The sequence below is a fragment of the Pseudomonas sp. PA-1-3F genome (assembly GCF_021609665.1).
Taxonomy (GTDB): Bacteria; Pseudomonadota; Gammaproteobacteria; order Pseudomonadales; family Pseudomonadaceae; genus Aquipseudomonas; species Aquipseudomonas paracarnis.
The window spans coordinates 1-19,866 of record NZ_WJZD01000014.1; the positions used below are offsets into that span (position 1 = coordinate 1).

A 19,866-nucleotide genomic window follows, 5' to 3' on the forward strand; every position below is an offset into this window, starting at 1 on the left:
CCCAGAACAAAAAGACGCGACAAGGATTCTTCTGAGAACACCAACCCCTGCTGCTTCTGTGAAAGAATGGTGTTTTGGGGGGGGGGGACCTCCCCCCCGGGGGGCGCAGACCCCCCAAAACCACTGGCGGCCCCCCCCCCCCCGAGCGGAAACAACCCCCTTCGCCACATTCAGCCCCTCTCCCCCCGAACTTCAACAAACTCCCTGATTCGCTGTCAGACGAACTTCTTGAAATTTAAGCAGTTGCGAAATTGCCTACAGTTAAATACTGTATGTGCGTACAGCCAATTAAGGAATGCTCTGTGGCAAAGCCCTCTTCCGCAGCACCTGCAGCGCCTGACGCCTATCAGCGCCTGGCTATCCGCGTGCAAAAAATCATCAATTCGACCAACGCGCAGAAAGCCAAGGCGGCGTTGATCTTCCGTTTACCCGAGGAACCGGAGAACGATTGGCAACGTTTACTGGAAGAGATTGCAGAGAATGACAACGTCACCCTCGCCTATCGGGACGACGGTGGCGTGCAGATTTTTTGGGTTGTACCGAAGGAAGATTGATTGTGAGTGCCCGTTTTATTGCTGTGTGCTGTCTGTTTTTAACCTTCACTGCCAACGCCCAAGCCCCTCGCACCTTTAGCGAAGCCAAGAAGATCGCCTGGAAGCTCTACGCGCCGCAATCCACCGAATTTTATTGCGGCTGCAAATACACCGGTAACCGGGTGAACCTGAAAGCCTGCGGTTACATCCCCCGCAAAAACGCCAACCGCGCTGCACGCATTGAGTGGGAACACATCGTGCCGGCCTGGCAAATCGGACATCAGCGCCAATGCTGGCAAAATGGCGGGCGAAAAAACTGCACGCGCCATGATGAGGTGTTCAAGCGCGCCGAGGCAGACCTGCACAACCTGGTGCCGAGCATCGGCGAAGTGAATGGTGACCGTAACAACTTCAGTTTTGGCTGGCTGCCGGTGCAAAGCGGGCAGTACGGCTCATGCCTGACCCAGGTGGACTTCAAGGCGAAGAAAGTCATGCCGCGCCCGTCCATTCGCGGGATGATCGCACGCACGTATTTTTATATGAGCAAGCAGTATGGCCTGCGCCTGTCGAAGCAGGACCGGCAATTGTATGAAGCCTGGAACAAGACCTATCCGGTGCAAACCTGGGAGCGCCAGCGCAACCAGACAGTGGCGTGCGTGATGGGACGTGGTAATGAATTCGTCGGCCCGGTCAACCTGAAGGCCTGCGGCTGACTGTGGGCGGGGGCCCGCCCACTTCGCCCGCTACTGCGCAGCCTGGTGTTCGATAATCTCCGACACGGTGTCGTTTTTCTTGGCCCGCGCCATTTTTTCGTTTAGCAGCGCCTGCTTGGCTTCGGCCTCGGCTTTGGTCGCGAACGGCCCCAATAGCACCTCATCCTTGCCGTCGACTTTCACGATGTAGAAATTGAACCCGTGCTCCAGCAACCAGGCGGTCAGGTCGGTGATCGCCTGCAGCTTATGGTCCGGCGGGCCGACCCGTATATCCCATTCCTGAGCGGCAATCGCACCGGTTTGCGGCAGGCTTTCGGTCACGGCAGGCTTGGCCTTGGGGGCGTCGACCGACTTACCTTCACCGCATCCGGCCAACGCCAACACCACAATTGCCATCGCTACTTTACGCACTGCCCTGCTCCTTTGAGGATCAAAGAGGCAACTTTACCATTCACTGTCTATTCTGGCCGTCATAAACGTTGGCTTAAACAATGCGAATCATGTATCGCGACCTGTATGATACCGCCATGGGAATTAATGTCGCCTCTATGCGTCCTAGAAAGAGGCAGTCACAGGGAAGCGCTTCGCAGTAAGCTACACACATCCGACACCTACCCTGTCTGAAACATGTGTCCTTAAAAGTAATTCAAGGAGAAGTCCATGCTTATACTCACCCGCAAAGTCGGTGAAAGCATAAACATCGGTGATGACATTACGATCACCATCCTGGGCGTTAGCGGCCAGCAAGTACGAATCGGCATCAACGCACCTAAGGATGTTGCCGTGCATCGCGAGGAGATTTACCAGCGTATCCAGGCCGGCCTGACTGCACCTGACAAAAACCAGACGCCTTGAAACGCCTCCAGTAGCCAGCCTTTTCGTTCACTGTAACGGCTGGCGAAAACCCAATTGGCCTGTTCGCGCTTCCCGGGTGACCAGCGCACGTTGAACCCTTCCTTCGCTGCAAGATGAAACTGTCAGGGCATCCGGAACTTGTCGCGCTATTGGCAGCCCAACTTCTGACACTTTATCCTGCCGTCCGAGTGCATTTCGGGAACACGTCGATGAGGCCAGCCGCGTCGCAACCGCTTGTTTCAAGATCCTGGATGATCGCCCTGCTGATAGGGCTGGTCTTCGTGGCACTCGGGTGCTGCTTGAGAATGGAAGTGGAAGGGGCCGATCCCGACACCCATTCCTGGTTGGATCTTGCGCTTCTGCTCTGTGGCTACCTGCTTGCGTTCTGCCTCAAGCCCATCCAGAAGGTGATCTTGCGCAAGCTGCGTCAGCGCGCCGCTCATCGCACCCATGGAAAAACCGCACGCTGAGGGCGTTTACCTGTTATCGGATCGCCGGTATTTACAGCGCCGCCGCACCACCTATCATTGGGCTTGCGCAGTCAGTCAAAGGTGCAGATACAGATGGATACCCTCAGTAAAGCCCAGATCGAGTCAGCACTGGCAGCGCGCCTGCCCAGCTATACCGTTGAGTGCACGCTGCATGCCGACGGTACTCTCTCAGCCGTTCTCAGCGGCCCGGGAACCGATCACTTCGCGATTACCGGCATCGTGCGCGCGCATTATCACGGTACAGAAGCCATCAACCGGCTCGCCACCGAGATACTCAGGGAAATGGTGGTGTCGCGCCAGGGGATGAAAAACAGCCGACTGCAGGCACTGTCCGATCCCATCGACTGCATGGAAGGCCGAGACCGGTAACGGGCTCGGCCTTCCACGTATCATGGCGCCAACGAACTTAAGGACAGCAAGCCATCAGCCCCACGCTCGGCTTTCAACGCACCGTATTGCTCGATGCAAGCATGGGCGGTCACCATCGGCGCCACGTGTGTCGAGGTCACCACCATGATATCCGCCCCCGCCGCTTCCCCAGCCTGAATACCCACTGTGGCGTCCTCGAACACCAGGCAGTCCTGCACCGGCACGCCCAGGCGCCGAGCACCCAGCACATAACAGGCCGGATCGGGCTTGCCTGTCTTCACATCTTCGGCTGTCACCAGTACCGCCGGCACGGGAATGCCCGCTGCTTGCAGTCGGCGCACGGCCAATGCCTTTGGCGCTGAGGTGACCAACGCCCATTGATCGACGGGCAGGCTCGCCAAAAACGCCACCGCGCCGGGAATCGCCACGATGCCTTCGACATCGTCCAGCTCAGCCTCGGTGATCCATTGGGTTTCTACCTGTGGATCGACGCCCGGCAATGCCTGGCGGGTGATCGTATCAATCGCGCGGGCGCCATGAATGGTGTGCAGAAACGCTTCCACATCCAAGCCATGCCGTGCAGCCCAGATGCCCCAGACGCGCTCCGCAGCGGCAATGGAGTTGAGCAGGGTCCCGTCCATATCGAACAGAAAGGCGCGGTAACGCCGGGTAAATACATTTGGAGTTGGGCTGGACACTGCGCGGCTTCCTCATGGGCTGGGCCCTGCAATCTACGGATCACTTCGACGCTTGTAAACGCCGAGTCCTGGCCCGTCACCTCCAAGTAAAAAATGACGAACTTGTCATGATCCTGTTGGTTGTCTGTTGGGGTCGCCTGGTTACCGTGAGCTCACTACCCACGCGGAACGTGAGACACCACCATGAAACTGATTGCCCTGGGCTTCGCCGCTTTGCTCGCCACTGGCTCGGCATTCGCTGCCGACACCGCCCCCGCTACCAACGTGATCCACGACAAAACCGGCTTCTTCGTGCACCTGGATGTCGCCAGGGTGCTGTCGAGCACCGACACCTACGGCCAATGCGGGGTTGTGCCGGCGCAACTGCGCTATCTGGACCACCAAGACCGCGAACATGTGCTGGATTACCAAGTCCAGGGCACCGGTTGCGCCAATGACAATTGATCGGGCTACACTGGCGCAACTTATTGAAGCAGAGCACCTTCCATGAACATCCTCGTAGTCGAAGACGAACCCAAGGCCGGTAATTATCTGCTCAATGGGCTGCAGGAGCTGGGGCATTGCGTAAGCCTGGCCCGCGATGGAGTGGACGGCTTGCACCAGGCCCTTGAAACGCCGTTCGACGTGATCGTACTGGACGTGATGATGCCGAAAATGGATGGCTGGGAAGTGCTGCGCCGCCTGCGCAAAGAAGCCGATACTCCGGTGCTGTTCCTCACCGCCCGCGATGACATCGCCGACCGCATCAAAGGCCTTGAGCTGGGTGCCGATGACTACCTGATCAAGCCCTTTTCGTTCGCCGAACTGGTGGCGCGCCTGCGTACCCTCAACCGTCGTGGCCCGAGCCGGGATGAAGAACAACTGCACATCGCCGACCTGCACATTGACGTACTCAAACGTCGGGTGACCCGCGCTGGCACGCGCATTACCCTGACCAACAAAGAGTTCGCCCTGCTGCATCTGTTCGCGACGCACCAGGACCAGGTGCTGTCCCGCTCGCTGATTGCTTCGCGGGTGTGGGACATGAACTTCGACAGCGACACCAATGTAGTGGATGTCGCCGTGCGCCGCCTGCGCCTGAAAATCGACGACCCGTTCCAGCTCAAGCTGATCCACAGCGTGCGGGGCATTGGCTACCGCTTCGATACCCAGCCATGAACCGTCAACACCCTTACTCCCTGACCCTGCGCCTGGCGTTGATCTTCGCCCTGCTCGCCTTCGCCTTGCTGGCCACCCTGGGCGTGGCGCTGTACCGGGAACTGGAGCGCGAACTGATCCGCCGCGATGACGCCGCGCTGATATCCCGGGTGGACCAGTTACGCAACCTGCTCAACGACAGCAATACCCTGGACCTGATCAAGACCAAGCCAGAGCTGTTCCAGAACATGTTGGGCAACCGCGAATCGGTGCTGAGCATTACCGCCCCCGGCAAACAGGCACTGCTGCTGGTAAACCCGGGGAATATTGAGTTGCCGTCGATCCAGCCGCTGCCCAAGGATCACCGGCTCATATTGAGCGACGTGCAACATTTACCAGGCCTGAACGGCATTCCCTTCTCGCTGGTGGCCGTGGCCATCGACTCCGGCGACCTGGGCAGCTTGCAAATCACCAGCGGCCGCCTGATGACCGAGCGCACCGCGGTGCTCGCCAGTTATCGACTCAGCGTCTACATCCTGGCGAGTATCGCCGCGATCATCCTGGCGCTGGTGGGTTACCTGCTGGTTCATCGCGGCTTGCTGCCGTTGCGCCGCCTGGCCCGGCATGCCCAAGGGATCGGCGTCAGCAACCTGGCCGAACGCCTCGACAGCCAAGGCGCGCCGAAAGAATTGCTGCCCATGATCGACTCGTTCAACACCATGCTTGAGCGCCTGGCCAAAGGCTTTGTACAACTGGGCCAAGTATCCACCGATATGGCCCACGAACTGCGTACCCCGATCAACAACCTGCTCGGCGAAACCCAGGTTGCCCTGCAGCAGCAGCGCAGCATCGAGAGCTACCAGCAACTGCTGGCCTCCAATGTCGAAGAGCTGGAACGCCTGGCGCGAATGCTCGACAACATGCTGTTCCTGGCCCGCACCGACCCCGCCAGCGCACTGCGCCAACGCCAGGCGCTGGACGCAGCGGATGAAGTGGAACGCATCGCGGATTACTTCGAGGGGCTGGCCGGTGATGTGGACATGCACATCACCGCCTTGGGCGAAGGGGTGATCTGGGCTGAACCGATGTTGCTGCGCCGTGCCTTGGCAAACCTGTGCGCCAACGCCATCAAATATGGCGCGCCGGGCTCGGAACTGAGTATCCAGGCAGTGCCGGATGGCGCGGGCATCAACCTGAGGGTCAGTAACCACGGCCAGACGATCCCGGCCGAGCACCTGCCGCGGCTGTTCGAACGGTTCTACCGGGTGGATGAATCCCGCGAGCGGTCAGCCCAGTCCAACGGCCTGGGACTCTCGATCGTGGCGACCATCATGCAGCTGCATAACGGGCGGTACCGTGTAAACAGTGAAGATGGCGTGACCTGTTTTGAGTTGTTTTTCCCCGGCCGTGAAGCCTGAGGGCGCTGCGACTCAATCAAACGCGCCGTTCAGAACTTCGTAGATGATACCGGTCGCGATGGCCACCAATATCAAGTCGGTCCCCGCTTGCTGCCACTCGTAACCGTCGTAGCGAGGCAACTGCCCCAGCAAGCGGCCGTCCAGCTTCTTGGCAATACCGGGCGGCAGGGGCTTGCCGCGTGCCAGGTTTTTCTGAATGCCAGGCGGCAAGGCCGGGCCAGGGCGCCAATAATCGCGGTGACCGCCCAGCACGTTCAGTACAAGACCGCGATCAACGCTGAAGTCATTCCTGGAGGGCCCGCCATTGTCCTTGCCCTTACCGTGCCCACCCTGGGCATTACCTTTGTTATTACCGTGACCTTTGCCGTTGTCCTGCCCACCATAGGCATCACCCTTGTTATTGCCTTGGCCTTTGCCATTACCTGGATCTGCATAGGCAAGGCCACTGGTCACGGACAGCGCAAGGGACAACGCAACCGACACGAACTTCGTACGCTTAAACATGGCGACTTCCCAAGGCAAATATGTGCTTGAACTGTAGTTGAAATCGCAACACAGCGTACCCAAACAACAGCGCCTGCCGTCAGCTCACCTGACCACCACTCAAGGCGATATCTACCTGGGTTTGCCAGGCTGCCAACGCCGCCACACGCAACCCCTCGACTATTGTCGATAGCGCCATCGAAGGCTCGCCCGCGTCAGGCAAACCAGGTACGTGAATAAACCCACTGCGTACCCCAGTCCCCACCAAGGCGTGCTGCAAATGATAAAACACCTGGTTGCACACAAACGTTCCCGCCGTCTGCGATACCGAAGCCGCGATACCCGCCTCATGCACCGCCTTGACCATGCCCTTGATCGGCAACGTCGAGAAGTACGCAGCCGGGCCGCCATCCACTACCGCAATATCAATCGGCTGCGCCCCCAGATTGTCGGGAATACGCGCATCGTTTACGTTGATCGCAACGCGCTCGATGGAAATATCACTGCGCCCAGGCCCCAGGCCCGTGGCGATGACCATTGCCGGCCGCAGTTCGCTGATCAACTGGAGCAAGGTTTCGGCAGCGCTGGCAAATACGCAGGGCAAGCAACGCGCAACCATCTGCACCCCCTCGCACAACTGCACACCGTCCAACTGGCGCACGGCCTCCCAAGAAGGGTTTACCGCCGCCTTATCAAAGGGCTCGAAGCCCGTCAGCAATACGTTTTGCACAATGGCCTCACATCAACAGATAGAGCAGCACGATATTGACCACCAGCATCATCAGCGCCGTGGGTAGTTGGGCTTTGATCACCGCATTTTTATCCGGCAGCTCCAGTAGCGCCGCCGGTACGATATTGAAGTTGGCCGCCATCGGCGTCATCAACGTACCGCAATAGCCAGAGAACATACCAATCGCCGCCATCACCGCCGGATTGCCGCCGTAAATCCCCACCAGCACCGGCACGCCGACGCCACCGGTCATCACCGGAAAGGCCGCAAAACCATTGCCCATGATCACGGTAAACAAGGCCATGCCCAACACATAGACCATCACCGCCACCAACTTGTAGTCCAGGTTGATGTAGGTGGTGGTGACATGAGCGACCGCCGTGCCCACCCCGGCCTCATTGAACAACAGCCCGAGCATCGCCAGCATTTGCGGAAGCACCATGGCCCAGCCCAGGGCTTCGGTCAGGCGACGGGATTCGCGTAACGCTTGTACCGGCGTATCCCGGGTCAGCCAGCAGGCCAGGCCAAGGGCGATCAGGCAACCGATGCCGAGGGAGACAAAGGTGGTGTTCTTCGGGTCCAGCAGCGGTACACCACCGATTTCGATGTGTTTGAGCAACACTGAGCCAATCACCGTGGTTAGCGGAATCGCCAACGCCGGAATGAACAATTTGTGGCCCAGGCGCCCGGCACTGGCGCGGGACGCCTTGTCGCGCAATTCGGCATGGCGGCCACGACCAACGCCGCCCAAGCCCGCAATCAATGCCATCATCACCACACCCACTCCGATGACCACCGAAGGCAGGCGCTCGCCTATAAGGAACGGTACGGCGAACAACAACCAGAACAGCGCACTGGACCAGCGCTTGGGGTGGGAACGGTCGAGCAGGGTCATGCCGGCGGTGATCAGCAACAGCACGCCCGCCAGCCAGTACAGGTATTGAATGGAAATAATCATTGAGCAGCCTCCACCGGAGCGGTGGCCGAGCTCATTTCGCGGGTCAAGCGCCGGTCAAAACGATGCAACCGGATAGCGTGAATGATGAAGGCGCAGATCGCCGTCGGGATGCCCCACACCGCAATGTGCAGCGGCTCCACATCAATCCCCGAGCCAAGCAGGAAGGTGTGCATCAACGCAATCGCACCAAAGGCCACGAAGATGTCCTCACCAAAGAACAACCCGACGTTGTCGGTGGCAGCGCACATGGCCAGTACCTTGTGGCGCAGCTTATCCGGCAACTTGCCATAGCGTTTTTCCGCTGCGCCCTCGGCCATCGGCGCCAGCAGCGGCCGCACCATCTGCGGATGCCCACCCAGGCTGGTCAACCCCATGGCCGCCGTGGACTCACGCACAAACAGATAGATGATCAACAAACGCCCGACCGTGGCGCGTTCGAAGCGTGCAATCCAGTTCTGCGCATGCAGGCGCAGGCCATGGCGCTCCAGCAGGCCAATCACCGCCAGCGGCAATAACAGAATCAGTTGCAGCGCACGGGTCTGAAGGAAGCCATCGCCCATGGTGGCGAGAATTTTTTCCAGCGGGAACTGGGCGGCAAGCCCGGTGGCGATGGCGGCCGCGGTGACCACCAACAGCGGATTGAAGCGCAATACAAAGCCGACCACGATGACAAGTACGCCGATCAACGGCCATAAGTTCACAACAGTTTGCATGGCTGGGAGGTCCTTTAGTGCGCGCTGCGGCGCCATTACAGCAGGATGTGGGCAAAGGGCTCACAGCGTGAAAGTGGCGTGCAGTCGGCTCGGTTTTTTATTGTTGACCTGGAAGGTCGAGCGTCAGTGGCGCAACTTTGCTGCCTGGGGCCGGGGGTGTCCAACAAGAAAAATTGTTGCTGCAAACCAATAATTTTTGTGGGGGGATGGCTTCGGGCGGTACGGTGCCATGCAGAGATTCAGCGCAGTTTTTTTGGAAAAATCGCGAGGATGAACTCGCTATGGCGTCGGCAGGGAAAATTCCTGATCAGCGCCTATACTCCACGGTGCAGCTGTGTGTACTTGGAGTTCATTCACGGCGTCGTGCCGACAATGAGGGGTTCCCGCTATGTATGCCGGACAAATGAGTAGTATGGCGACCACGCTTGGCGAAATACGCTGCCAGCTGTTCGCCCAGGTAATTTGCCTGCTGGCGGTGGCGACGCTGTTCGCCTGATTGGACATACAAGCCCTGAAAGACGCCGCCCGGCGTCTTGACTTTCCTTTGCCCAAATTTCAGGCAACAAAAAAGGGCCCACCTTTCGGTGAGCCCTTCTAGACCGCCCAGCAGAGCGGATTTTGTTTGGTAGGCGCGATTGGACTCGAACCAACGACCCCCACCATGTCAAGGTGGTGCTCTAACCAACTGAGCTACGTGCCTGCTGTGAGGCGGCATTCTACGGAATTCCGAAGGGGTGTCAACATCTTTTTTGCAGCTAACCCTATGAATATGCGAATTTTTTATTTGCGCCGGGTACACCCGTGATTTTCGGGTGGCTGGCAGGCAATTTTCAACTCAGGTAGGATCGGCGCACTCGTAAAAAATATAAAACAGAGGTTCCAGGATGGCGAACACCCCCTACCCCCAGTCGTATTACGCCGCTTCCGCGAATGCAGTTCCGCCCCGTCCTGTGTTGCAAGGTGAAGTCGAGACCGATGTGTGCGTGATCGGGGCCGGCTATACCGGGCTTTCCAGTGCGCTGTTTTTGCTGGAGAACGGCTTTCGCGTCACGGTGCTGGAAGCCGCCAAGGTGGGTTTTGGTGCTTCGGGTCGCAACGGTGGGCAGATCGTCAACAGCTACAGCCGCGATATCGACGTGATCGAGCGCAGCGTCGGGCCCCAGCATGCGCAGTTGTTGGGGCAGATGGCGTTTGAAGGTGGCAGGATCATCCGTGAACGCGTGTCCAAGTACCAGATCCAGTGCGACTTGAAGGACGGCGGTGTGTTCGCCGCCCTCAACAGCAAGCACATGGGCCACCTGGAGTCGCAAAAGCGCCTGTGGGAGCGCTACGGCCATACGCAACTGGAGTTGCTGGACGAGCGCCGCATCCGCGAGGTGGTGGCCTGTGACAACTATGTGGGGGGTTTGCTGGACATGAGCGGTGGCCATATCCACCCGCTCAACCTGGCGCTCGGTGAAGCCGCGGCTGTGGAATCCCTGGGCGGCACGATCTATGAGCAATCGGCAGCGGTGCGCATTGAGCGCGGTGCCAATCCGGTGGTACACACCGCCGAAGGCAGGGTCAGGGCCAAATTCATTATCGTCGCGGGGAACGCTTACCTGGGCAATCTGGTGCCGGAGCTAGCGGCCAAGTCGATGCCGTGCGGCACCCAAGTGATCACCACGGCGCCACTGGGCGATGAAGTAGCCAAGACTTTATTGCCACAGGATTACTGTGTCGAGGACTGCAACTACCTGCTCGACTACTACCGCCTCACCAGCGACAAGCGCCTGATCTTCGGCGGCGGCGTGGTCTATGGCGCGCGGGACCCGGCGAATATCGAAGCGATCATCCGACCGAAAATGCTCAAGGCCTTTCCGCAACTGAAGAACGTGAAGATCGACTACGCCTGGACCGGCAATTTCCTCCTCACCCTGTCGCGTTTGCCGCAGGTCGGCCGCCTGGGTGACAACATCTATTACTCCCAGGGCTGTAGCGGTCATGGCGTGACGTACACGCACTTGGCAGGCAAAGTACTGGCGGAGGCCTTGCGAGGTCAGGCTGAGCGTTTTGATGCGTTTGCGGGCTTGCCGCATTACCCGTTCCCGGGTGGGCAAATGTTGCGCACGCCGTTTGCGGCGCTGGGAGCTTGGTACTACGGATTGCGCGATAAATTCGGCATGTAAACACAGGCAACCTGTGGCGAGGGAGCTTGCTCCCGCTGGGCTGCGAAGCGGCCCCAAAAGCCTGGGAGCGCTACGCACTCCAGCGGGAGCAAGCTCCCTCGCCACATTTACATCAGCCTTCAAGCAAAGATGCACTTCAGAGCTGGTCGCGAGCAACCCCGCTACGAATCCGTACGATATCCGCCAATACCGCCAACGCAATTTCCGACGGCGTCCTGCTGCCCAGGTGAAGCCCGATGGGCGCGTGTATCCGCGCCAGTTCAGGCTCCCCCAACCCACCGATCCGGCGCAGTCGCTCAAAGCGCTTCTGCGAGGTCTGCAACGACCCCATCACGCCAATGTAGAACGCGTCGGTACGCACCGCTTCCATCATCGCCAGATCGTCGATACGCGGGTCATGCGTCAGCGCAACCACCGCCGTATCACGGTGACAGCCGCCGTCGGCAATAAACACCGACGGCAACTGGCGACGAATCTCCACGCCATTGAGCACCACGCCTTCCAGCACCTCCTCGCGTGGGTCGCAGAGAATCACTTCGAACCCAAGGCCGACTGCAAACTCGGCACACGCCTGCGCCACGCTGGAGTACCCGGCCAGTAATAAACGCTGAGCCGCACCGACGCGGATGCGCACCCGCTCACTGTCACGCTCGATGCGCACGCCCTGCTCACAATCAGCGACCAGGCTGCGCTCCCCGCTGGCCAGGTCGACCTGGCGAATCAAGCGGCGCTGCCCGAGCAGCGCCGACTCCACTTCACGCAGGTGAGCCTGCACCTCGCAGTCAGGCTCGAACTTCTCAACCAATACATCGAGAATGCCGCCGCAGGGCAGGCTGACCCGCGAGCGCGGATCGTCCCCTGCGCCGTAGCGCACCACGTTGACCGCAGCGAAAAACGCACCTTCGGCGACGCGTTCGAGAAAGTCTTCCTCGACGCAACCACCCGACAACGACCCAATCCACTGCCCAGCGGCGTTCACCGCCAGCAGCGAACCCGGCGCCCGCGGCGCCGAGCCGTAGGTGGCCAGCACCGTACAGAGCCAAATGCGCTGCCCCGCCACCGACCACGCCAGCGCCCGCCGTATCACCTGCAGATCCAGATGCTGCATGTCAGTGCGCCTTGTGCTCGATGGACGGCGCCTCAGCCTGCAGCTTCTGCACATCGCTCACCGCCAGCTCCGCCGATTGCCCACCCCAACCTTGGCGCAGGTAATTGATCAGATCGGTGAGTTGTTCCGAGCTAAGTTTTCCAGCGAAGCCCGGCATCGGTTGCATATGCTCGAACCCGGAGAACTTCTGCTCGCCAATCCCGTCCTCGATCACCCGCACAAGGTTACGCGGGTCTTCCAGCCGCAGCGTGGTGTTGCCGCGCATCGCCACCGCGATGTGTGGCTTGCCTTCACCATCGGCGGCATGGCAACCGGCACAGACGTTCAGGTATTCCTGGCGGCCGCGCTGAGCGCTCGGGCCGAGCTTGTCCACCGGCACTTCGACCAACGCCTTGGCTGCCGGCGGTTTATCGCCGAGCAGGAAGGTCGCCATCGCGGCCAAGTCCGTATTGCTCAGGCCCTGGGTGCTGTTGTGGAACACCGGGAACATCTCGTTGAACATCGTCCCTTGTGCGCTCATGCCGTGCTTGAGGAACGTGGCCAAGTCCTGCTCATTCCAGCCGCGCGCGGCCAGGTCCGTGGCGAGCAGGCTGGGCGCCAGATAGCCATTGAGGATGCCGCCGGTCAGGCGTTTGTCCAGTTCCATCGCGCCGGGAAGGCCACGTGGCGTGTGGCATTCGCCGCAGTGGCCGAGCACTTCGACCATGTACTGGCCGCGCTTCCAGGCATCGCTCTTGCCTTCGGCCGGTTCCAGTTTCAGCGCTTTGCCGTACAACACGTTCCAGCCCATCAGGCCCAGGCGCACGTTGAAGGGAAAGCTCAGGCTCGTGACCGGCGCTGCGCGCTCGATCGGCTCGATGGTTTTGAGGTACGCATGAATGGCGTCCGAGTCTTCACGCGGCATCAGGTGGTACGAGGTGTAGGGCATCGCCGGGTACAAGTACGCACCGTCGCGACGCTTGCCTTCGGTCAACGCAGCGAAGAACTCGTCATCGCTGTACAAGCCGATGCCGTGTTCTTTGCTTGGCGTGATATTGGTGCCATAGATGGTGCCAAACGGCGAGACAATCGGCAGGCCGCCGGCAAACGGCGCGCCGCCCGGTGCAGTGTGGCAGGCCATGCAGTCAGCGGCGCGGGCGAGGTATTCGCCGCGCTTGGCTTGATCATCAGCGTGGGCAAACAATACCGGCGCGGCCAGGCCGACCGCCAAGGCCAGGCGGGTCAGAAAAAGCTTCATGCTTAACCCTCCTTGACCAGGCCGAGATCGGTCAGCACGTTGCGGGTGGCGTTGTAATAACGCACGTACCCGGTACAACGGCAGACGTGATGACCGAGGCTGTCCTCGATGACTTGTTCCAGCTTGCTGTGCACGGTCGGCTGGCGTTGCAGTTTCTCCACCAACACGGTCGCCGCGTTAACGAAGCCCGGCGCGCAATAGCTGCACTGAAAGGCGAACTCATCCACGAAGCGCTGCTGGATCGGGTTGAGCTCAGTGACCTGGCCCGACTCATCGCGCTTGGCGTGGCCTTCGATAGTGCGCACTTGCTTGCCTTCGAAGTAATGCGCGCCGGTGATGCAGGTGCGCACTTCTTCGCTGGTGCCGTCCGGGTTGTCGACGATCACCACACAGGCGTGGCAAATGCCTTGGCCGCAGCCCAGCCGCGAGCCCGTGAGGTTTTTGTATTCGTGCAGGTAGTCGATCATCGGCAGGTCATCAGGGATGTCCACCGGGCCGACGGGTTGACCATTGAGGGTCAGTTGAAGCGGACGGTTAGCCATTGAGGGCCTCCTTGATGCGTGCAGCCGTGATTGGCAGGTCGCGAACACGTTTACCGATGGCGTGTGCCACCGCATTACCGATGGCCCCGACAATCGGGATCATCACCACTTCAGCGATACCTTTGGACGGGTCGCTTGGCGACAGCGCCGGCAGAATCTCCGAGGTCTGTTCCCACACGGCAACGTGACGCGCCATCGGCAGACGGTAGCGGTTGAAGTTCCAGTCACCCTCCCCCGGCCCGCCTTCGTACAACGGCATTTCTTCCATCAAGGCGTGACCGATGCCCATGGCCACTCCACCTTCGAGTTGGCCCTTGACCAACTCTTCAACCAGCACACGCCCGCACTCGACCCATGAATGGTGATTGAGCACTTCGACCTGCGCCGAACCCTTGTTGACCTTCAACTCGACCAACGTGGCGACGGGGCTGTAGTACGTCACCGCAGCGTTATTCAACTGCGTGGCGGGATAGCTGACGTTCTGGCGATCGAGCAGGTGGAAACCGGCAGTGCTCATCAGCGCCTGCTTGGCTTTCGGCGCGCCGTCGCCGTATTTCACCGCCAGACCGTCGAGCGGCAGGCGCTCGCGCACGCCGTCGATGCTGTACTCAGCCTCGGCCCAGCTCCAGCGGTTGAACCCGTGGACCGTGGCAGCGGTGACCAGGCCGCGCTCATGAGCGCGCTTGGCCAGTTCTTCAAAGCTCAATGGCTGCATGCCGTTGGCGGTGAGCTTGCCGTCCACCCAATGTGCGTCTTCGCGGCGCACCACATAGGGGTTGGCCTGGCCGCCGAACGGGCCCTGGCGCCAGATCTCCAGCGCTGCCGGCCACAAGCCGTGGTTGAACAGCACACGCGCCGCTTCACGGGTGGCGTGGCTGAAGTAGTACGCCGAGTTGGTCGCGGACGACGCCGAAGCGAGCTTGCCCACCCAACGCGGGTTACGCAGCAGGTTGTCCTGCTCGGCCTGGCTCATGGTGTAAGGGTTGCCGCCGGTGACCAGCTGCATTTCCTGCCACTCTGTTTCGCCGGTTTTTACTTCATGAGCCGGGCTGCCGAGGAAGTCGGCAACCACCAGCGACTGCGAAGTGGACATGCCGGTGCCGATTTCGATCCCGATGTGGCGCAGGCTGATGCGGCCGTCAGCGCTGAATTCAACACTAGCCATCGGCGCTTCGGAACCGGTGCCGAAGTCTTTCTGGCAGATGGCAAAACCGACGCCATACCAGTTATCCGGGTCTGCGGCTTCGCGCTGTTGCTTGATCGCGTCGCGGTTTTTCCACACGTCGTGCACAGCGGCCTTGTCGAGAATTTCGTGCAGCCGCAACGCACCGGCAGGGATCGCGCCCTGGGTGTTCTTCATGCCCGAACGCAGTGCGTTCTTGCGCCGCAGCTCAATGGCATCCACACCGAGACGACCGGCGATTTCGTCCACCATCATTTCGGTCGCCGCCATGCTTTGCAGGGTGCCGTAGCCCCGCATCGAACCGGCTTCAACGCCACGGGAATGGTACGCGGTGACTTGCAGGTCGTTCTGCGGCATGTAGTAGATCGACTGCGCCGCCGTGGCGCCGACCGCAGCCACCGATGGGCTGTAGTTGATCCGGCCACCGCCGTCGACGCTCATGTCGGCGAGGAAGATTTTGAAGCTGTGGTCGTTCTTGTCGACCGCCAACTGATAGCGGATATCGAATGGGTGACGCTTGATGCCGCTCTGGAATTGCTCGTAACGGTCGTTGGCCAGGCGCACCGGCACACCAGCGCCATACAACGCAGCGAGGGCGGCGTAGTAGACGAAAATGTTGTGGTCTTTGGAACCGTAACCCACGGTGTAACCCGGGTGCATGTTCAGATGAGCCAGGCCGAAGCGCGACGGCGAGATCATCTTGGCGGTCTCGGTCGCAACTTCCAATGGGCACTGGGTGGCCACCACAAAGTGCAGGGTTTTGGTCGCTGGATCGTACCAACCGTTGCCGTTGTCCGGCTCCATGGCGGCCGGTTCGATCGATGGGGTTTTGTAGCGCTCGTCAAACACTAGCCAGTTGTCCGGTGGCGTGTTGATCTGGCTCTTCATGCGCTCGGCGTAGAACAGCCCGCGCTCGGTCAGGTTGCCGTGCAGGTTCGGCTGGGAATTCCACACTGGGCGACGGTTTTTCAGCATCGGGAACAGGATCGAATCCTTGAGGCTGGCGAATTCGTCTTCATCGGCCGAGGTCGGGCCACCCACGCGCACGTAGCGGAAGCTACCGTAGGGGTCACCTTCGTAATACGGCACTTTGGCGCCGTAACGAATCGCCTTGTCATTGAACTTGAGTTTGTTCTTGGCCTGACGGAAACGCTCGAAGTCGTTCCAGATCAGGATCGCCACCGGGTGACCGATGAACATCGGCACTTTGCCCTCGGGTAGCAACGGGTCCGGCGCATGTTCTTCCGGGAAGACGATACCGTCCTTGTCCAGGTCGGCAGCGGTGACAATGCGGTCCGGCTGCAACTCGGCGCCAAGCCACGACAGGTCGTAGCCCGCGTAGATGTGGTCGGCCTTGATGGTTTTGAGCAACATGGCGTGACCTTGCTGCTGGGGCCAGCCAGGCATGTCCTTGGAACGGATGTCGCGGGCAAACACCTTGCTGCCGCAGACTTTCGACAAGGCATCGTTACGCTGGCGCGCCTTGCCGTTATGGCCAAGCCACTTTTCAGACGGCACGGTCACGCTGTTTTCCATCAAGGCAGCCAGCGCCTGGGTGCTGAGCGGCGTGAGCGTGACACTCACCCCCGCCACCAGCCCGCCCTGGAGGAACGAGCGCCGGGTTATTTCACGGTTGGACATGGATCATCCTCTGAGCGGTTATAAATCCGCCCTTATGGTTAAGTACACCAAATCTGGAGACTTGCAGAAACCTTTCTCGACGAATCAAAAGGCCATGATGACAGTGCAAAGTTGACCGAAGGGTTAACTTTAAAGGTTTCTGCGCCTGCGGCAAATAACCACATTGAAATTTTTTGACACAAGAACGCAAAACGGCCGACAGAATCGAAATGATCTGTCGGCCGTTTGCCGATAATGAGCGCTGATGGCAGCGAAGAAGATGGGTTTTTTTTCAAACCCCAGACACAAAAAACCCCGGTCTTTCGACCAGGGTCTTTGCTATCGGATCAAGGTGAGCCAGTGGCTTTCCTTGTGCTTCAAGGCGTTCAGTGGGCCTTGATGCAGATATGGCGCAGCGGACGGGACTCGAACCCGCGACCCCCGGCGTGACAGGCCGGTATTCTAACCGACTGAACTACCGCTGCGTATCGCTTGGCTGATTGAGCATGAACCCTCAACCACCTTTAAACATCTGATCGATCAGCCTTGGCTGTTCAATCTCAAGCCCGACAGATCGAACCTGGAAAATATGGCGCAGCGGACGGGACTCGAACCCGCGACCCCCGGCGTGACAGGCCGGTATTCTAACCGACTGAACTACCGCTGCGCGTCGGTGCAACCTTTAACGTTGCGTCTTGCCCTAGGGCAAAACTCTCAAGAAGTGGTGGGTGATGACGGGATCGAACCGCCGACCCTCTGCTTGTAAGGCAGATGCTCTCCCAGCTGAGCTAATCACCCTTTGCTTCGTTGAGGCCGCGAAATTTACGCAGGTAGCGGACCTAAGTCAATAGCCTGCTTGAAGTTTTTCTGAAAAAGACGAAATGACTTCAAGACGGCTACCCGCCCTACTCGCTGTAAATCATCTTCTTGCTCATGCCACCGTCCACCACGAACTCTTGCCCGGTGACGAACCCGGCCTGGCGTGACAGCAACCAGGCCACCATCGCCGCCACGTCCTCCACCGTCCCCACCCTGCCCGCCGGATGCTGGGCATGATCGGCGTCGGTGAGCGGCTCTGCACGCCGCGCAGCCGGATCACGTGCGTCGATCCAGCCAGGGCTGACCGCATTGACCCGCACTTCCGGCCCAAGGCTCATGGCCAGGGCGTGGGTCAGGGCCAACAGCCCACCTTTGCTGGCCGCATAGGCTTCGGTGTCAGGCTCGGATTGACGCGCCCGGGTCGAGGCCAGGTTGACGATGGCACCGCCATGGGCACGCAGGTAAGGCGCGCAGTGCTTGGCCAGCAGCATCGGCCCACTGAGGTTGACCGCCAGCACCCGATTCCAGTACGCCAGGTCCAGGCTTTCCAGGGTGATATTGCGTGGGTCGGCCACCGCCGCGTTGCACACCAACGCATCCAGGCGCCCGAACTGCCCCAGCACCTCGGCGACACCCTGGGCCACTTGCTTCTCGTCGGCCACGTCCATGGTGATAAACCAGGCATTGTCGCCCAGCACCTTGGACACCTTGGCACCGCGCTCGCGGTCCAGGTCGGTCAGCACCACCTGCCAGCCTTCGCTGATCAGCCACGCGGCAATCCCGAGGCCAATGCCCCGCGCCGCACCCGTCACCAGCGCCACGCGCCCGTTACTGGCCGCTGCGGCCTCCATGGACCACTCGATCACAAGGCCGCCAGCCCACGGGCCAGGTCTGCCTGCAAGTCAGCGACATCTTCCAGGCCCACCGCAATGCGGATCAGGCTGTCACGGATGCCGGCCGCTTCACGCTCCTGCGGCGCCAGGCGCCCGTGGGAGGTGGTGCTCGGGTGGGTGATGGTGGTCTTGCTGTCACCCAGGTTGGCGGTAATGGAGATCAAGCGCGTCGCGTCGATGAAGCGCCAGGCGCCGTCTTTGCCGCCCTTCACTTCAAAACTCACCACTGCACCGAAACCGCGCTGCTGGCGCTGGGCCAAGGCGTGTTGCGGGTGACTCTTGAGGCCGGCGTAATGCACCTTCTCGATACCGTCCTGCTGCTCCAGCCACTCGGCCAGGGCCTGGGCGTTGGCGCAATGGGCTTTCATGCGCAGGCTGAGGGTTTCCAGGCCTTTGAGGAAGATCCAGGCGTTGAACGGGCTGAGGGTCGGGCCGGCGGTGCGCAGGAAGCCCACCACTTCCTTCATCTGCTCGCTGCGACCGGCCACCACGCCGCCCATGCAACGGCCCTGGCCGTCGATGAACTTGGTTGCCGAGTGAACCACAATGTCCGCACCCAGCTTCAGCGGTTGCTGCAAGGCCGGGGTGCAGAAGCAGTTGTCCACCACCAGCATGGCGCCCTTGGCATGCGCGACTTCGGACAGCGCGGCGATGTCTACCAGCTCAGCGAGCGGGTTGGACGGCGATTCGACGAACAACAGCTTGGTATTGGCCTTGATGGCCGCCTCCCAACCGGACAGGTCCGCCAGGGGCACGTAATCGACTTCAATACCGAAACGCTTGAAGTACTTCTCGAACAGGCTGATGGTCGAGCCGAACACGCTGCGCGATACCAGCACATGGTCGCCGGCGCTGCACAGGCTCATCACCACGGCCAGGATGGCCGCCATGCCGGTGGCAGTCGCCACGGCCTGCTCGGCACCTTCCAGGGCCGCAATGCGCTCTTCGAACGCACGCACGGTCGGGTTGGTGTAGCGCGAATACACGTTGCCCGGCACTTCGCCAGCAAACCGCGCAGCGGCGTCGGCGGCAGTACGAAACACGTAGCTGGAGGTGAAGAACATCGGGTCGCCGTGCTCACCTTCCGGGGTACGGTGCTGGCCGGCGCGCACAGCCAGGGTATCGAAAGCTACGCCATCGAGGTCGCTGTCCAACCGACCGGCATCCCATTCCTGACTCATGCTGCGACTCCTTATTC

21 protein-coding genes and 4 tRNA genes are annotated in these 19,866 nt (G+C 60.4%); 9 read left to right on the forward strand and 16 right to left on the reverse strand.

Annotation, left to right across the window (positions count from 1 at the left end; genetic code table 11):
• Positions 1–302 precede the first annotated feature (302 nt).
• Entirely contained in the window at positions 303–554 is a 252-nt protein-coding gene (locus tag GIV26_RS11740) for a DUF1654 domain-containing protein (RefSeq protein ID WP_034128242.1), read from the forward strand.
• Positions 555–556: 2 nt separating this feature from the next.
• On the forward strand, positions 557–1,246 hold the full coding sequence (locus tag GIV26_RS11745; RefSeq protein ID WP_052199994.1) for an endonuclease: 690 nt from the start codon (positions 557–559) through the stop codon (positions 1,244–1,246).
• A gap of 30 nt (positions 1,247–1,276) precedes the next feature.
• Here the strand turns inward: GIV26_RS11745 and GIV26_RS11750 are convergent, their stop codons facing one another.
• Positions 1,277–1,642 (reverse strand): SPOR domain-containing protein, encoded by a 366-nt coding sequence (locus tag GIV26_RS11750; protein ID WP_034128243.1) that lies wholly within the window; start codon positions 1,640–1,642, stop codon positions 1,277–1,279.
• Between the two features lie 264 nt (positions 1,643–1,906).
• Between GIV26_RS11750 and csrA the strand changes: the two genes are divergently transcribed.
• From csrA to GIV26_RS11765, 3 genes are all read left to right on the forward strand, one after another.
• Positions 1,907–2,101 (forward strand): carbon storage regulator CsrA, encoded by a 195-nt coding sequence (csrA, locus tag GIV26_RS11755; RefSeq protein ID WP_003192511.1) that lies wholly within the window; start codon positions 1,907–1,909, stop codon positions 2,099–2,101.
• A 209-nt stretch (positions 2,102–2,310) separates the two neighbouring features.
• Positions 2,311–2,571, forward strand: coding sequence for a hypothetical protein (locus GIV26_RS11760; RefSeq protein WP_057978631.1), 261 nt, complete (start codon positions 2,311–2,313; stop codon positions 2,569–2,571).
• A gap of 93 nt (positions 2,572–2,664) precedes the next feature.
• Positions 2,665–2,961: a hypothetical protein gene (locus GIV26_RS11765; protein WP_054898326.1), complete on the forward strand. Its 297-nt coding sequence runs from the start codon at positions 2,665–2,667 to the stop codon at positions 2,959–2,961.
• Positions 2,962–2,981: 20 nt separating this feature from the next.
• On the opposite strand, the gene GIV26_RS11770 is transcribed toward GIV26_RS11765, so the two are convergent.
• On the reverse strand, positions 2,982–3,659 hold the full coding sequence (locus GIV26_RS11770) for an HAD family hydrolase (RefSeq protein WP_236280601.1): 678 nt from the start codon (positions 3,657–3,659) through the stop codon (positions 2,982–2,984).
• 183 nt (positions 3,660–3,842) lie between these two features.
• On the opposite strand from GIV26_RS11770, the gene GIV26_RS11775 reads away from it, so the two are divergent.
• The 3 genes from GIV26_RS11775 to GIV26_RS11785 are packed head-to-tail and all read left to right on the forward strand — an operon-like array spanning position 3,843 to position 6,214.
• On the forward strand, positions 3,843–4,103 hold the full coding sequence (locus tag GIV26_RS11775) for a DUF2790 domain-containing protein (protein WP_054898328.1): 261 nt from the start codon (positions 3,843–3,845) through the stop codon (positions 4,101–4,103).
• A 42-nt stretch (positions 4,104–4,145) separates the two neighbouring features.
• On the forward strand, positions 4,146–4,817 hold the full coding sequence (locus tag GIV26_RS11780; protein ID WP_003192516.1) for a heavy metal response regulator transcription factor: 672 nt from the start codon (positions 4,146–4,148) through the stop codon (positions 4,815–4,817).
• Entirely contained in the window at positions 4,814–6,214 is a 1,401-nt protein-coding gene (locus GIV26_RS11785; RefSeq protein WP_236280605.1) for a heavy metal sensor histidine kinase, read from the forward strand. The genes GIV26_RS11780 and GIV26_RS11785 overlap by 4 nt, the downstream gene beginning before the upstream one ends.
• A gap of 12 nt (positions 6,215–6,226) precedes the next feature.
• Here GIV26_RS11785 and GIV26_RS11790 read toward each other — a convergent pair whose 3' ends face one another.
• The 5 genes from GIV26_RS11790 to GIV26_RS11810 form a co-directional block, all read right to left on the reverse strand.
• Positions 6,227–6,718, reverse strand: coding sequence for an anti-virulence regulator CigR family protein (locus GIV26_RS11790; protein WP_236280608.1), 492 nt, complete (start codon positions 6,716–6,718; stop codon positions 6,227–6,229).
• A gap of 79 nt (positions 6,719–6,797) precedes the next feature.
• Entirely contained in the window at positions 6,798–7,427 is a 630-nt protein-coding gene (gene pcp, locus GIV26_RS11795; RefSeq protein WP_236280610.1) for a pyroglutamyl-peptidase I, read from the reverse strand.
• A gap of 7 nt (positions 7,428–7,434) precedes the next feature.
• Positions 7,435–8,385, reverse strand: a complete 951-nt coding sequence (locus GIV26_RS11800; RefSeq protein ID WP_236280612.1) for a DUF979 domain-containing protein — start codon at positions 8,383–8,385, stop codon at positions 7,435–7,437.
• Positions 8,382–9,098, reverse strand: coding sequence for a DUF969 domain-containing protein (locus GIV26_RS11805; RefSeq protein ID WP_014719143.1), 717 nt, complete (start codon positions 9,096–9,098; stop codon positions 8,382–8,384). Before GIV26_RS11805 ends, GIV26_RS11800 begins: the two co-directional genes overlap by 4 nt.
• A 623-nt stretch (positions 9,099–9,721) precedes the next feature.
• A tRNA-Val gene (locus GIV26_RS11810) sits at positions 9,722–9,798 on the reverse strand.
• 184 nt (positions 9,799–9,982) lie between these two features.
• Here GIV26_RS11810 and GIV26_RS11815 point away from each other — a divergent pair.
• Positions 9,983–11,266: an NAD(P)/FAD-dependent oxidoreductase gene (locus GIV26_RS11815; protein WP_236280615.1), complete on the forward strand. Its 1,284-nt coding sequence runs from the start codon at positions 9,983–9,985 to the stop codon at positions 11,264–11,266.
• A gap of 136 nt (positions 11,267–11,402) precedes the next feature.
• Here the strand turns inward: GIV26_RS11815 and GIV26_RS11820 are convergent, their stop codons facing one another.
• From GIV26_RS11820 to GIV26_RS11860, 9 genes are all read right to left on the reverse strand, one after another.
• Positions 11,403–12,374: an XdhC family protein gene (locus GIV26_RS11820; RefSeq protein ID WP_236280617.1), complete on the reverse strand. Its 972-nt coding sequence runs from the start codon at positions 12,372–12,374 to the stop codon at positions 11,403–11,405.
• Between the two features lies 1 nt (position 12,375).
• A complete protein-coding gene (locus tag GIV26_RS11825) occupies positions 12,376–13,611 on the reverse strand; it encodes a c-type cytochrome (protein WP_236280632.1) in 1,236 nt (411 codons plus the stop codon).
• Positions 13,612–13,613: 2 nt separating this feature from the next.
• The gene (locus GIV26_RS11830; RefSeq protein ID WP_034128255.1) at positions 13,614–14,153 is read right to left on the reverse strand and encodes a (2Fe-2S)-binding protein; all 540 of its coding nucleotides are present in this window, start codon (positions 14,151–14,153) and stop codon (positions 13,614–13,616) included.
• Positions 14,146–16,977 carry a xanthine dehydrogenase family protein molybdopterin-binding subunit gene (locus GIV26_RS11835; protein ID WP_236280635.1) on the reverse strand — a complete coding sequence of 944 codons (2,832 nt, stop codon included), beginning with the start codon at positions 16,975–16,977 and terminating at the stop codon, positions 14,146–14,148. Before GIV26_RS11835 ends, GIV26_RS11830 begins: the two co-directional genes overlap by 8 nt.
• A gap of 387 nt (positions 16,978–17,364) precedes the next feature.
• Positions 17,365–17,441 (reverse strand) — tRNA-Asp (locus GIV26_RS11840).
• Positions 17,442–17,546: 105 nt separating this feature from the next.
• Positions 17,547–17,623: transfer RNA gene (locus tag GIV26_RS11845), tRNA-Asp, on the reverse strand.
• 55 nt (positions 17,624–17,678) lie between these two features.
• A tRNA-Val gene (locus GIV26_RS11850) sits at positions 17,679–17,754 on the reverse strand.
• Positions 17,755–17,861: 107 nt separating this feature from the next.
• Positions 17,862–18,626 (reverse strand): SDR family oxidoreductase, encoded by a 765-nt coding sequence (locus GIV26_RS11855; protein WP_003192533.1) that lies wholly within the window; start codon positions 18,624–18,626, stop codon positions 17,862–17,864.
• Between the two features lie 11 nt (positions 18,627–18,637).
• The gene (locus GIV26_RS11860) at positions 18,638–19,849 is read right to left on the reverse strand and encodes an O-succinylhomoserine sulfhydrylase (protein WP_014719150.1); all 1,212 of its coding nucleotides are present in this window, start codon (positions 19,847–19,849) and stop codon (positions 18,638–18,640) included.
• Positions 19,850–19,866 lie beyond the last annotated feature (17 nt).